Annotated in this window: 1 protein-coding gene; it reads right to left on the bottom strand. The window is 67.2% G+C overall.

The window, feature by feature from the left end:
* A partial coding sequence (locus ACPYOJ_RS36490) for a hypothetical protein (protein WP_481420554.1) occupies positions 1 to 241 on the bottom strand: 241 nt, incomplete at both ends.

Genomic DNA, 241 nt, shown 5'->3' with positions numbered 1-241 from the left:
ACGAAGAACACCGCGAGCGGCGTCAGCACCTGCACCGACACGAAGCCGGCCAGCCCCATCATCGCGGACGATACGAGTAGCAGCGCGCACCCGAGGATGGCGCTCGTCAGCCCCGCGATATGCGGAAACAGCGAATTGCCCTTCGCCATCAGCGTCGGATACATCGCACCCGCGCATAGGCCCATCACGAGCACCGGCGTCGCGAGCGTCCACACGCGCAGGCCGACGGTCAGCGCCAGCA

It is taken from the genome of Rhizobium sp. SVR5-9E (genome assembly GCF_056755095.1).
This window is presented reverse-complemented; position numbering and strand designations above follow the sequence as displayed.